Below are 13,102 nucleotides of genomic sequence, written 5' to 3'. Positions count from 1 at the left end.
GAGCAGAAAAGGACCTGTTGTGAAAATCATTGCCGCTGAAGTGTTCGTCACCAGCCCCTCCCGGAATTTCGTGACCCTGCGGATCACCACCGAGGACGGCGTGACCGGGATCGGGGACGCGACCCTGAACGGGCGCGAGCTCGCCGTGGCCGCCTATTTGAAGGAGCACGTCGCGCAGCTGCTGATCGGCAAGGACCCGCACCGGATCGAGGACACCTGGCAGTTCCTGTACCGGTCCTCGTACTGGCGCCGCGGCCCGGTCACGATGGCCGCGATCGCGGCCGTGGACATGGCGCTGTGGGACATCAAGGGCAAACTCGCCGGGATGCCGGTCTACCAGCTCCTGGGCGGGGCGTCCCGGAACGGGCTGCGCGCCTACGGGCACGCCTCCGGCGCGGACCTGCCCTCGCTGTTCGATTCGGTCCGTGAGCACCTGGAGCTCGGCTACAAGTCGATCCGGATCCAGACCGCCGTGCCCGGGATCAAGGCCGTCTACGGCGTCGCGGCCCAGGCCCAGGCCTCCGGGGAACGCTACGACTACGAACCGGCCGGACGCGGCGCGTTCCCGCAGGAAGAGGACTGGGACACCCGCGCCTACCTCCGCCACCTGCCCACCGTGTTCGAGGCCGTGCGCAACGAGTTCGGCCCGGACATCCCGTTGCTGCACGACGGGCACCACCGGATGACCCCGATCCAGGCCGCGAAGCTGGGCAAGGCGCTCGAACCCTACGACCTGTTCTGGCTCGAGGACTGCACCCCGGCCGAAAACCAGGAAGCCCTCCGCCTGGTCCGGGCGCACACCACCACCCCGCTCGCGATCGGGGAAATCTTCAACACCGTCTACGACTACCAGGCCCTGATCAAGGAACAGCTGATCGACTACGTGCGGGCAGCCTCCACCCACTTCGGCGGGATCAGCCCGCTGAAGAAGGTGATGGACTACGCCGCGCAGTACCAGATCAAGTCCGGCTTCCACGGCCCCACCGACATCTCCCCGGTCGGGTTCGCCGCGCAGCTGCACGTGGGCCTGGCGATCCACAACTACGGCATCCAGGAATACATGCAGCACTCGGACAAAACCAACGAGGTCTTCGAACAATCCATGACCTTCGTCGACGGCTACCTGCACCCCGGCGACAAGCCCGGCATCGGCGTCGAATTCAACGAAGAAGCCGCCGCCGCGTTCCCCTACCAGCAGGCCTACCTGCCCTACAACCGCCTCGTCGACGGCACCGTCCATGACTGGTAACCCGGCCACGACAGGTAACCGGCACTGGCGGCTGGCAGTGCCTTAAGCACCAAAAAGGTCCCGGGCGGCGAGTCGATGCTCAGCCGCCCGGGACCTGGCTCTTTTGAGTCCGGCTCTCAGCGTCCGGTGTGCTGGTTGCTTAGTGAACCTGTTCCCGGGTCATGCCGAAGGGGACCTGGTCGGAGAGGGCCGCGGTGTAGTGGCCCGGCTTGTGCCGCGTGAGCAAAATGCCGTGCGTCCCGGTTGTCATGGCGAGCTGCTGCAGCCCGCGGACGGCGTCGTTGAGTCGGTCGTCGAGCACGCGCCGGTTGTCGACCTGGATCTCAATGGGCTCGGTAATGGTGGTCATCGCTCTGTCTTTCTTGGAGTACTTCTAGTCGGCCCCAATGGATTCAGGAACAGTAACGTCATATTTATTGGCCCGTCAAATCACCACGCCGCATGAGCGCGTGGCCCGTGCGGACGCCAAATGCCCGCACATTGCGGCCCGGGCGGCTGACCTGCAGATCCACCCAGGCCCGGGTGGTCCCAGTGAGTCTAATCACCCGGCATCACTGCGGGCAGGCCGAAAGATGCTCGTGCATGCAAACAATGCCGCCGTCGGGGGCGCGGGAGAAGATGATGGTCTCCCGTTCATCGCTCGTATCGCGGCCACCGTCCCGGTCAACCCGGACCGTCGTGGCCACGCGGTGTGAAAACACCGCGGTAGCCCCGAGGAGCTGGATATCCTGCTCGCTGCTCCGGCATTCGAGCACACGCCAGCCACCGGCGAGCCAGCTGTCCCACAGGGTGCGGTAGGCGGAGCGGGACCCAAGGCGCTGGGCTTCCGGATGGAAGATGAAGGTCGCCTCCGGGCTGAAGGCCGCAAAGTAGGCCTCGGTGTCCGTGGCGGCGAAGGCGGCGACCAGGCGGTCGGCTGCCTCCTGGACCTCTTCGCGGCTGAGGTCGCGGGGCGCTGCCGGCCGCAGCGCCGCTGCCGGCAGCGGCCGGGCCACGGCCCGGATCGGGGCGCCGTCGGCCCCGGGGATACGGAGGGGAAAGAGGAAGAGCTCGACGTCGGATCCTGCGTCTGTGGCCCGCTGGACCTGCTCCAGTCCGGTGAGGTTTTCCACGATGATGCAGCCGTTCCCGGCCAGAATGTCGTGGGCGGGGAAACCGCCGCCGGCCGGGCCGCCGTCCTGGTTGCCCTGCTGGTCGCCGTGCGTGGCGCCGGGGGAGGTGGGATCCACGCTGAGGGCATCCAGGCCTACGGCGCGGTAGCCGCGGTCCACGATCAGTTGCGCCGCCGCAGCCTCCAGCCACGGGTGCTTGAGGTACTCCTCCGTTCCCCACGCCGCAGCGCAGCCGGTGTGCAGCAGGAGGATCTTCTCTGGACTGCCCGGATACCCGGGTTTCCCTGGCTCCCCGGCTGAGCCCGCCGGGGCGATTCCCGCCAAGTGCGCGGCGGTGATGGCGCCGCCGCGGGCCACGTCCCGGACGTCCACGATTTCGGCGACGCCGCCGAAAAGGGACAGCGGCAATTCGTCCAAAGCTGCCCAGCCGTTGCCCACATGCAGCGGTGCGTCGGCGTGGGTACCCGAATGGGAGCCCAGTCCGAGCGAGAGCACGTTGGCGCCGTCGGCCTCCACGGTCAGTGCCGATGCGATCCGGACCTCCGGGTCGCCGGGATAGACAGGCATTCCCGTGCGCAGCGGGACGCTGAGATCGAACCACGTCACCGCTGGCCCACCAGTTCCGTGTCGAAGTCGCCGTGCAGGTCCGGCGCGGCTGCCTCCGGTGTTCCGGCGGCGACCGTGTTTCCAGCCGCATCGATGACCGGCGGCACCGGGGTGTCCTTCGCGGGGATCCAGCGCGGCCCGGCGGCCGGGAACACTCCGCGCGGCTCCGGGAAGATCCACAGCAGCCCGAGGTAGAGGACGGCTGCAAGCCCCAGCGATGCCGGCAGACTGATGTCCACACCGCCGGCCAGGTTGCCCAGGGGCCCCTGGAACTGGCCGGGCATGTTCACCATGCTCAACCCGGCGCCGGCGCTGACCAGCCAGGCCGCCATGCCGCGCAGGTTCCAGCCGTGGTTGAACCAGTACCGTCCGCCGGTCTGGCGCCGGTTGAACACCTGGAGGGCATCGGCGTCGTACCAGCCGCGGCGGGTGATGAAACCGATGATCATCACCACCATCCAGGGCGCGGTGCAGGTCACGATCAGGGTGGCGAACGTGGAAATGCTCTGGACGAGGTTGAAGGCGAAGCGGCCGGCGAAGATGAAGGCGATCGCCAGGACCCCGATGAACAGGGTGGCCTGGACCCGGTTGAACCTCGGGAAGACGCTGCTGAAGTCAAGGCCGGTCCCGTACAGCGAGGACGCCCCGGTGGACATGCCGCCGATCAGGGCGATGGCGCAGAGCGGGATGAAGTACCAGGCGGGGGAGACCGCCAGCAGGCCGCCGACGTAGTTCGGCGCCGCCGGGTCCATGAATTCCGGCGCCTTGGTGGCGATGATGGACGCCGTGGCCAGGCCAAAGACGAACGGAATAAGGGTGGCCAGCTGGGCCAGCAGCGCCGCGCCCATGACCTTGCGCTTCGGGGTGGCGGTCGGGATGTAGCGCGCCCAGTCGCCCAGGAACGCGCCGAAGGAGATGGGGTTGGACATGACGATCAGGGCCGCGCCGATGAACGCCGGGATGAACCCTGCGACGCCGACGCCGTCGAATCCGGTTCCGAAGGCACCCTCGAAGTTCAGGTTGAGGTCGCCCGCGAAGGCGATGAAGCCGACAACGAACAGCAGGGTGGCCGCGGTGACGGCAATCTTGTTCACCAGCAGCATGAACTTGAACCCGTAGACGCAGACCACCAGAACGAGTCCACCGAAGAGGCCGTAGGCGACGGCGAACGAGCCCATGTCCTGCGGCAGGCCGACCAGCCGGTTCAGCCCGCCGACCAGGGCATCGCCGGAGCTCCAGACCGAGATGGAGAAAAATGCCAGCGCGGTCAGCAGTGACAGGAATGACCCGACCACCCGGCCGTGCACGCCCAGGTGGGCGGAGGAGGACACCGCGTTGTTGGTTCCGTTCGTGGGGCCAAAGACGGCCATGGGCGCCAGCAGGAGGGCGCCGACAACCAGGCCCGTCACCGTCGCGGCGAGCCCCTGCCAGAACGACAGGCCGAACAGGATCGGAAATGCGCCCAGGAAGGCGGTGGCAAAGGTGTTGGCACCGCCGAACGAAACCCTGAACAAGTCAAAGGCGCTGGCATTGCGGTCCTTTTCGGGGATCCGCTCAATGCCGTAGGTCTCCACGTCCGTGACCTTGCCGCGGTTCCGCCCTGCGCCGGCGCCGTCAGGCTTTTCCTCGACCATGTCGTTCTCCATCCAGCTCATCATTGATTCCTAAGAGTTGCTTTATAAGCATCACAAGTTGTGTTGGAGGCTACACTGTGAAGCGGCTCACAGCAAGGCCCTGCCCTGTCCGGCCGGCGGTTTACGCAACCGGCCGCCGGACCGGGACCCTGCCGCGGGAAGCCCGGGCGGCCGATGTGCCCGCCGCCCGGTGAATAACAGGGATAATCTTCAACGGGGACCATCCACAACACGGCGCAAAGGCGGCACAGCGACATGGCACAGGCTCAAGCAGGCAAACCCCAGGGACGGTGGCGGACCTTCCACGAAAAGTTCGTCGTGGAGGAGCGCTTCATGAGCGTGACGGCGCGCCGGAATCTCTACCGGACCGCCGTCGTCCTGATGATCGCGGGCGCCGTGCTGTTCGTGGTAATCCTCGCCGGAGTCCTGCAGCACGGCGGCATCTCGGCGGCGGATGAGCCCGTGCGGACCTGGCTCCTGACCCTGCGCGCGGAACCCACCACCATCATCATGATCATCCTTGCGATCATCTTCGGCCCTATCGGCCTGCCAATCATCGTCCTAATCGTGACGGTGGCCTGGGGCCTGCTCGCCAAGCACGCCTGGCGGCCGATGCTCCTGGCCGGCGCCATGCTGACCGGCGTCATTCTGGCGCAGGTCATCGGCCACATCGTCGAACGCCACCGGCCTCCGATCGACCTCATGCTCTTCGGCGCCGACTCCACGTTCTCGTTTCCGTCCGGCCACGTCCTTGGCGCGTGCGACTTCCTGCTGGTCACCACGTATCTGGTCTTTTCGCGCCGGAAGAACCCCATGTCCGCTGTCATCGCCTTCATCGTGGCGGGGATCGGCATCTTCTTCGCCGCCGTCAGCCGCCTCTACCTCGGCTACCACTGGATGACCGATGCCCTGGGCGCCTTCTCGATCTCGCTCGTGATCCTGGGCGGCGTCATTGCGCTGGACACCTGGCGGACGGCGCGGATTCCGGGCGAACAGGTCACCGGGACGCTCTCCACCGCCGACACCAGCCAGGACTGAGCACCGTCAGCGGCTGCGCGCCCGCTTGAGTTCGGTCCGCAGCCGGGCGTTGGCGGCCTCGAGTTCCATCACCTTGGCCACGCCGGCCAGGTTAAGCCCCTCTGCCAGGAGTTGGCCGATCCGCCGCAGCACCACAAGGTCTGCGTCGCTGTATTGCCGGGTGCCACCCGCAGTGCGGTCCGGCGCGAGGAGCCCCCGGCGCTCGTAGAGCCGGATATTCTGCTGCCCCGTGCCCACCAGCTGCGCCACCACCGAGATGGCGTACAGGCCTGAATTCGCGCCTCGGTCCGCCATGGTCTTCCTCCCGTTCCGGAAATTCCCTTGCATCAGTGTTTCACCGGTGCTATAAAAAATCTATACCCACTACCACACAAAAATTGTGGTGGGCTGTAGAAGGAATGCAGATCAAGTCTCGCTGAAGGAGTGGGAAATGATGTTGATTCGGACGGACCCGTTCCGTGACTTCGACCGGCTTGCGCAGCAGGTGTTCGGGACGGTGGCACGCCCGGCGCCCATGCCCATGGACGCGTGGCAGGAAGACGGCGTATTCGTCGTCGCGTTCGATCTTCCGGGCGTCAATGTCGACTCGATCGGACTCGACATTGAGCGCAACGTCCTGACGGTCCGGGCGGAACGGCGGGACCCGGCGCGGCCCGACGTGGAACTGACGGTCTCGGAGCGCCCCCGTGGAGTGTTCAGCCGCCAGCTGATCCTCGGCGACACCCTGGACACGGAGGACGTCAAGGCAAACTACGCCGACGGCGTCCTGACGCTCCGCATCCCGGTGGCGGAGGCCGCCAAGCCGCGGAAGATTGAAGTCACCCGTTCGCAGGACAAGATGCAGGAGATCGGGAAGTAGCCCCCGGGCCGGCGCGGCGCCCGCAGCGTCGCTCCGGCTCCGGCTGCAGGCAACGGAGACCGACCATGGCCGGCAGGAACCCTGATCCCCGAGGCTACTACGCGCTATTGCACGTCTCGCCGGAGGCGGGCCGGCAGGAGATTGGCCGCGCCTTCCGGGCGCTGATGCGCCGGCACCATCCCGACGTCGGCCAGTCTGACCCCGACCCTCCCGATGTCGGCGCCATCCTGCACGCTTTCGCCGTGCTGCGGGACGCCAGGAGCCGGGCGGACTACGACGCCGGCGGCTGGCGTCCCGCCGTCGAGGACGACACCTTCCATCACCGGAACGACCATGCCGGCCAAGGCAGCCGCGACATCCCGGTGCACATCATCCGGCGTCGGGATCCCCTTGTGCGCGTGCTCCCCGTCCGCTGGGAACCCGGGCCGTGACCGGGAAACACTTGGGATCAGTTGCTGGCGGCGGCATAGGCGTTCAGGCTCAGCGAGAACACGATCCAGGAGAGGTACGGCAGCATGAGCAGTCCCGCCGCCCGGCTGATCAGGCCGAACCGGACCACCGTGACGGCGGCAGCCACCGTATGGACGGCGATGAGCAGCAGGGCCAGCCAGAGCGCGGCCCCGCCGGCCATGGGGTACATGCCGAAGAACAGGGGCGCCCAGGCGAGGTTGACGAGCAGCAGGATGGCGTAGACGGTCATGGCCCCCCGGCCGCGCCCGGAGCGAAGTCCTGTTCCCCGGCGCCAGACCAGCCACGCCGCCACTGCCATGGTCGTGTAGAGCACCGTCCAGACCGCTCCGAAGGCCCAGCCCGGCGGAGTCCAAGGAGCTTTCTCTGCCGCCGCGTACCAGCCGCCGGCGTTGCCGATAATGACCAGCGACGCCACGAAGGACACCCCATGGGAAACCGCCAGGAAGCAAAGAAGGGCTGCCGCCTGCCGGCCGGGGCTGGGCGGCGCCGGCGGCCGGCGGTTGACGCCCTGTTCAATTTTCACGTGCACCGATCAACAGTGGCCGTTGGCATCGCGTCCGTCAAACGGCCAGGGTCGTGGCGCTCACCCCCGGGGGAGCCTAAGATCAGTCAACCAACCACCGAAACTACATAGAGGTCCCCGTCGATGAACGCTTCCGCCAAGGATCTGGCTTCCCTTCTTCCGCCCGGCTTCACCCTGGGTGTGGCGACCTCCGCCTTCCAGATCGAGGGTGCACTCGATGAAGACGGCCGCGGCCCTTCCGGATGGGATGTCTTCGCCGCGAAGCCGGGGTCGATCGTGGAGGACCAGAGCCCGGCCGTTTCCTGCGATCACTACCACCGGATGCCCGAGGACGTGGCTCTGATGAAGGAGCTGGGGATCGACTCGTACCGGTTTTCGCTGTCCTGGTCCAGGATCCAGCCCGGCGGGAGCGGACCCGCGAACCCTGCCGGGCTGGACTTCTACGACCGGCTGATCGACCTGTTGCTCGCCAACGGCATTTCCCCGATGGCCACGCTCTACCACTGGGACACCCCATTGCCCCTGGACGAGGCCGGCGGCTGGATGAACCGTGACACGGCCTACCGGCTGGGGGACTTCGCCGCCATCGCCGCGTCTGCCTTCGGGGACCGCGTGAGGCGCTGGGTGACTGTCAACGAGCCCGCCACAGTCACCACCAACGGCTACGCCCTGGGCATGCACGCGCCCGGGGAGGCCCTCATGCTCAAGGCCCTCCCCAGCGTGCACCACCAGCTGCTGGGCCACGGCCTGGCGCTCCAGGCGCTGCGTGCCGCCAAGGTGCCGGGCGACATCGGCATCACCAACGTCTACTCACCGATGGTCCCGGCCACCGCGAACCCGCTGGACAAGGTCAGTGCCGGACTCATGGATGTGGCGCAAAACCGGCTCTACGCCGATCCGGTGCTGCTCGGCAAATACCCGGATGTTATCCGGGCCGCCACCTTCTTTTCGTCGTCCTTCAGCCCGTCCAGCGAAGACATGGAGCTGATTTCCCAGCCCCTGGATTTCTATGGCCTGAACTACTACATGCCCACCCTTGTCGGGGCGGGTCCGGGTGAGGGGGCCGTGCCGCCCGGAATGGCCGAGGCCATGGGGGACGACCTCAGCGGGACACCCGGTGCGCCCTTCCACATCGCGCAGTTCCCGGACACCGAGACCACGGCCTACGGCTGGCCGGTCAAGCCCGAATTCATATCCGTCGCCCTGGCCGAGATGGCCGACCGCTACCCGGATCTGCCCCCGGTCTTCATCACCGAGGGCGGGGCCAGTTTCGAGGACGTCGTGGTCCAGCCTGTCGGGACGGACCGCCGGATAATCCCGGACGAACGGCGTCTGCGTTACCTCGCAGACCACATCGGCACGGCCCTGGAAGCGACGCGTCCCGGCGGCGCCGCCGAGGCCATCGACCTTCGCGGCTACTATGTGTGGTCCTTCATGGACAACTTCGAGTGGTCCGCCGGCTACAAGCAGCCGTTCGGTCTGGTGCACGTCGATTTCGATACCCAGGTCCGCACGCCGAAGGCCTCCTACTACTGGCTCCAGGAGGTCATTGCGGCCCGCAGCGCGGCGTCCGCCGGAGAGCCGGGCAGCGCCGCGCAGCCCGGCGGCGCCGGCGGGCAGGACGAAACCGCCGACGTCTGAGAGCCGCACCCGGCAGCCTGACGCCCCTCAAGCCGGGTCAACCTAGAGCAGATCCAGGTCCTGCAGGCCCTTGGCGAGCCCCGCGCCGTCGGGCGAATAGAACCACGGGACGGAGGACTCCGAGTGGTCTCCGGTGTCGGAGTGGCCGCCGGCGAAGACGGCCTCGCTGGCCGAGAGCTGCCGGATGCCGATCGCGGCCACCTGGTCGGGGTGCTTCTGCGCGAAGCCGGAGTAAATCTCTTCATCGTGCTGGCCGTTGTCGCCGAACAGCAGCCAGCGCATGTTCGGGAACTCCTGGGCCAGCAGCTCAAGGTTCCGCCGTTTGTGTTCCTGGCCGCTGCGGAACCAGCGGTCGTGCGTCAGTCCCCAGTCCGTGAGCAGCAGCGCGCCGGAGGGATAGAGGTTCCGGGCAATAAAACGGGCCAGGGTGGGAGCTGCGTTCCACGGCCCCGTGGACAGGTAGATCACCGGCGCCTCCGGGTGCTCCACCTTGAGCCGATCCAGCAGGACGGCCATGCCGGGTGTCGCCATCCGTGCCCGTTCGTTCAGGACGAAGGTGTTCCACAGCGCCAGGAAGGGCCGGGGGAGGGCGGTGACCATGATGGTGTCGTCAATGTCCGAGACGATGCCCAGCCTGGTGTCCGGCGAGATCACGAAAATCCTGGCCTCGACCGGTTCCGTTCCCTCGGCGCGCAGCACGGCCGTATGCCAGCCCGGGGTCAACGCCACGTGAACCAGGGTGTCCACCAGGCCGCCGCGGTCCGCATGCACGCGGGTGGTGACGCCGCCGATCTGGATCTCCACCTCGGTGAACTGGACCGGGACGCTCGTGAAGGCACGCCAGCCGCGGAAGTTCTGGTTGCCGTTCAGGGCCAGCCGCTCCGCCTTGCCGCCGGGCACCGGCCGGCTGGTGAGGACCACCCGGCCCAGTACCCTGACCCACTCGGTCGAGCCGTAGCCCTGATACGCGACTGTCTGCGGGCTGAACTTCCAGCGCCGGGCCGTCTTGAGCCGGAACCCGTTGACGGTGTCCGACACCCAGTGGGCGAGCCGGAAGGCCCTGTTGCCGGACACGGGCAGCTGCTGCGCTGGTTGCGAGGCCAATTCCATGCCTCCACTCTCCCACAGTGCCGGGCTCCGGCCGTGCCGGCGGGGTCCCCGGACCCGGGCCCCCGCCGCGCCGGATTACCAGCGTGGCGGCTGACCCAGCAGCCCGCGCAGTGTGGCGGCGTTGCGGACGGCGTTGCCGCCGCCGTCGTTGTTGAAATACGCGTAGACGTCTTTGCCGCCGGCCTGCCACTCGCGGATCCGGTCCGCCCACCAGCGCAGGTCGTCATCGGAATAGGACCCGCCGTACAGGACGTCGTGGTCGGGGCCGTGCAGCCGGATATAGACGAACGCCGCGGTGGCGCGCAGGACGCACGGGAGCCCGGCGCCGCTCATGATGCAGTAGGCCGCGCCGTGACGTTCCAGCAGGTCGTATACGGCGTCGTCGTCCCAGCTGGGGTGGCGAAACTCCACGCACACGCGGATCCAGCCGGGCAGAGCCGACAGGAAGTAGTCCAGCCGGGCGTCGTCGCGCGCCAAACCCGGGGGCAGTTGGACGAGCAGCACGGCCCGCTTGTCGCCGAGTTCGTGCCAGCACCGGGTGATCCGGTCCGCCCAGACCTCGGGGGCGTAAAGCTTCTTGGCATGCGTCAGGCCGCGGGGCGCCTTGACGGACAGGGCGAAACCGTCGGGCAGGCGGCGGCGCCAGCTGGCGAACGAGTCCTCTTTCGGCCAGCGGTAGAAGCTGGCATTCAATTCCACGGTGTCGAAGCGGGCCGCGTAATATGCCAGCCTGTCCCGGGCCGGCAGGCCCGGCGGATAGAGGACCCCGTCCCAGTGGTCATAGCTCCAGCCGGAAGTGCCGATCCGCACAGCGGCCACGTGCCCTGCCATGCCCCTTCCCCTTCCGCCCTCCGCCGTGCGCCCTCCACCGTGCTCCCTCCACCGTGCCGGGGGGATGCCGGTGTGGCACTGTAAGTGTCATGGTACGCATCGAGGATTACGCAATGGTCGGCGATCTGCACACCGCTGCCCTGATCAGCACCGAAGGCTCCATCGACTGGCTGTGCCTGCCGCGCTTCGACTCGCCGGCCTGTTTCAGCGCCCTCCTCGATTCCCCCGCGGCCGGCCGGTGGCTCCTGGCGCCGGCGGGCGGCGGGGAATGCACGCGCCGCCGCTACCGGAAGGGCACGCTGATCCTTGAAACCGAGTGGGATTTGCCCGAGGGCAAGGTCAGGATCATAGACTTCATGCCGCCCCGGGACGAGGTGGCGGATATCGTGCGGATCGTGGTCGGTGTCCGCGGCACGGTGCGGATGCGCGGCGAACTGGCTCTCCGGTTCGACTACGGCCATATTGTGCCGTGGGTCCGCCACGACGAGCTCGGGATCCACGCCGTCGCCGGGCCCGATGCCGCCTATCTGGTGACCGAGGCGCCGCTGCGCGGTGAGCGGATGCATACCGTCAGCGACTTCACGGTCAAGGCCGGGGAGCGTGTGCCCTTCGTGCTGACCTGGAGCCCCAGCCACCTCCGCCGGCCGCGGTCGGTGAACCCGGAAACGGTCCTGGCGTCCACCGAGGAGTTCTGGCTTCGCTGGTCGGCGAAGTGCACGGTCACCGGGCGCTACCGCGACGCCGTCCAGCGCTCGCTGATCACGCTCAAGGCCCTGACGTTTGCCCCCACCGGCGGGATCGTGGCCGCCGTCACGACGTCGCTGCCGGAGGAGATCGGCGGCACCAGGAACTGGGACTACCGCTTCTGCTGGCTCCGCGACGCCACGCTCACGCTGCAGGCGCTGCTGGCCGCGGGCTACACGGAGGAGGCCGGCGCGTGGCGCGACTGGCTGCTCCGCGCCATCGCCGGGGACCCGGCGGATCTGCAGATCATGTACGGGCTCCACGGCGAACGCCGGATGCCGGAGCTCGAACTGCCGTGGCTGAAGGGCTACGAAAACTCCGCTCCGGTGCGGACCGGTAACGGTGCGGCCGGTCAGCTGCAGCTCGACGTCTGGGGCGAGGTCCTCGATTGCCTGTCCCTGACCCGGAACTCCCTGCTCAAACACACCGACGACGCCTGGGACGTCCAGGTGGCCCTCATGGAACATCTGGAGACGGCCTGGCGCCAGCCGGACAACGGGCTGTGGGAAATGCGCGGCCCGCAACGCCACTTCACGCACTCCAAGGTGATGGCCTGGGTGGCGGCGGACCGCATGGTCAAGGGCGTCCGGGACTTCGGCCTGACCGGCCCGGCGGACCGTTGGGAGGAGCTGCGTGACGCCATCCACGCCGAGGTCATGGCCAACGGGTTCGACGCCGACCGCAACACGTTCGTGCAGTCCTACGGGCGGCCGGAGCTGGATGCGAGCCTCCTGCTGCTGCCCCGGGTGGGGTTCCTCCCGCCGGATGATCCGCGCATCATCGGAACCATCGACGCGGTCCAGCGCGAGTTGACGCACGACGGCTTCCTGCGCCGCTACCTGCCGGCACAGAGCGATGACGGGCTGCCCGGCGAGGAGGGGGTGTTCCTGGCATGCTCCTTCTGGCTGGTCGAGGCCCTGATCGGGGCTGGCCGGCGCCACGAGGCCCGGGAGCTGTTCGAGCGCCTGCTGGCGCTGCGCAACGACGTCGGGCTCCTCAGCGAGGAGTGGGGCGTCGAGACCGGCCGGCAGCTGGGCAACACGCCGCAGGCCTTCAGCCACTTCGCCCTCGTCATGAGCGCGCTGGAACTGCATGAAGACGGCGTCCGCCGTAGCGACACCCCGCTTCCGTGATCCGCGCCCGCGGCCCCTCAGTGGCCCCCGCGGCCCCTCAGTGGCCCCCGCGGCCCCGCCGCGGCGACCGCCGACGGACGAAGAGCGGGACCTTCAGCACTTTCCCCGCACCGTAAAATAAGTACACTTACTAATATCCCGGCGGGGGATA

General features: G+C 67.9%; 13 protein-coding genes. 6 read left to right on the top strand and 7 right to left on the bottom strand.

Going from position 1 to position 13,102, the window contains the following annotated elements; all coding sequences use genetic code 11:
* The first annotated feature begins 19 nt into the window (after positions 1-19).
* Positions 20-1,249 (top strand): D-mannonate dehydratase ManD, encoded by a 1,230-nt coding sequence (gene manD, locus AC1D0A_RS00470; protein ID WP_243181711.1) that lies wholly within the window; start codon positions 20-22, stop codon positions 1,247-1,249.
* A gap of 139 nt (positions 1,250-1,388) precedes the next feature.
* Here manD and AC1D0A_RS00465 read toward each other — a convergent pair whose 3' ends face one another.
* The 3 genes from AC1D0A_RS00465 to AC1D0A_RS00455 form a co-directional block, all read right to left on the bottom strand.
* Positions 1,389-1,598 (bottom strand): hypothetical protein, encoded by a 210-nt coding sequence (locus tag AC1D0A_RS00465; protein WP_028276129.1) that lies wholly within the window; start codon positions 1,596-1,598, stop codon positions 1,389-1,391.
* A 202-nt stretch (positions 1,599-1,800) separates the two neighbouring features.
* Complete coding sequence (locus AC1D0A_RS00460) at positions 1,801-2,967, bottom strand: cyclase family protein (protein ID WP_476944940.1); 1,167 nt, start codon at positions 2,965-2,967, stop codon at positions 1,801-1,803.
* The gene (locus AC1D0A_RS00455) at positions 2,964-4,622 is read right to left on the bottom strand and encodes a purine-cytosine permease family protein (protein WP_476944939.1); all 1,659 of its coding nucleotides are present in this window, start codon (positions 4,620-4,622) and stop codon (positions 2,964-2,966) included. Before AC1D0A_RS00455 ends, AC1D0A_RS00460 begins: the two co-directional genes overlap by 4 nt.
* Before the next feature lie 234 nt (positions 4,623-4,856).
* Between AC1D0A_RS00455 and AC1D0A_RS00450 the strand changes: the two genes are divergently transcribed.
* The gene (locus AC1D0A_RS00450; protein ID WP_243181713.1) at positions 4,857-5,639 is read left to right on the top strand and encodes a phosphatase PAP2 family protein; all 783 of its coding nucleotides are present in this window, start codon (positions 4,857-4,859) and stop codon (positions 5,637-5,639) included.
* A 6-nt stretch (positions 5,640-5,645) separates the two neighbouring features.
* On the opposite strand, the gene AC1D0A_RS00445 is transcribed toward AC1D0A_RS00450, so the two are convergent.
* A complete protein-coding gene (locus AC1D0A_RS00445; protein WP_243181714.1) occupies positions 5,646-5,933 on the bottom strand; it encodes a MerR family transcriptional regulator in 288 nt (95 codons plus the stop codon).
* Between the two features lie 136 nt (positions 5,934-6,069).
* On the opposite strand from AC1D0A_RS00445, the gene AC1D0A_RS00440 reads away from it, so the two are divergent.
* Together AC1D0A_RS00440 and AC1D0A_RS00435 are read left to right on the top strand one after the other, a co-directional pair.
* Positions 6,070-6,498, top strand: a complete 429-nt coding sequence (locus tag AC1D0A_RS00440; protein ID WP_279294384.1) for an Hsp20/alpha crystallin family protein — start codon at positions 6,070-6,072, stop codon at positions 6,496-6,498.
* Positions 6,499-6,563: 65 nt separating this feature from the next.
* A complete protein-coding gene (locus AC1D0A_RS00435) occupies positions 6,564-6,929 on the top strand; it encodes a J domain-containing protein (RefSeq protein ID WP_243181715.1) in 366 nt (121 codons plus the stop codon).
* 17 nt (positions 6,930-6,946) lie between these two features.
* Here AC1D0A_RS00435 and AC1D0A_RS00430 read toward each other — a convergent pair whose 3' ends face one another.
* Entirely contained in the window at positions 6,947-7,492 is a 546-nt protein-coding gene (locus AC1D0A_RS00430) for a TspO/MBR family protein (RefSeq protein WP_476942830.1), read from the bottom strand.
* A 123-nt stretch (positions 7,493-7,615) separates the two neighbouring features.
* Here AC1D0A_RS00430 and AC1D0A_RS00425 point away from each other — a divergent pair, with 123 nt between their 5' ends.
* Entirely contained in the window at positions 7,616-9,133 is a 1,518-nt protein-coding gene (locus tag AC1D0A_RS00425) for a GH1 family beta-glucosidase (RefSeq protein ID WP_476944938.1), read from the top strand.
* Between the two features lie 42 nt (positions 9,134-9,175).
* Here the strand turns inward: AC1D0A_RS00425 and AC1D0A_RS00420 are convergent, their stop codons facing one another.
* Positions 9,176-10,243, bottom strand: a complete 1,068-nt coding sequence (locus tag AC1D0A_RS00420) for an App1 family protein (RefSeq protein WP_230010202.1) — start codon at positions 10,241-10,243, stop codon at positions 9,176-9,178.
* A 75-nt stretch (positions 10,244-10,318) separates the two neighbouring features.
* The gene (locus AC1D0A_RS00415) at positions 10,319-11,074 is read right to left on the bottom strand and encodes a DUF72 domain-containing protein (protein WP_476942828.1); all 756 of its coding nucleotides are present in this window, start codon (positions 11,072-11,074) and stop codon (positions 10,319-10,321) included.
* A gap of 89 nt (positions 11,075-11,163) precedes the next feature.
* Here AC1D0A_RS00415 and AC1D0A_RS00410 point away from each other — a divergent pair, with 89 nt between their 5' ends.
* Positions 11,164-12,951: a glycoside hydrolase family 15 protein gene (locus tag AC1D0A_RS00410; RefSeq protein ID WP_028276136.1), complete on the top strand. Its 1,788-nt coding sequence runs from the start codon at positions 11,164-11,166 to the stop codon at positions 12,949-12,951.
* Positions 12,952-13,102: the final 151 nt, after the last annotated feature.

This window comes from Arthrobacter sp. P1_D4, from assembly GCF_056406115.1.
The sequence above is the reverse complement of the archived record's forward strand: the minus strand, read 5'-3'. Positions and strand labels throughout refer to the sequence as shown.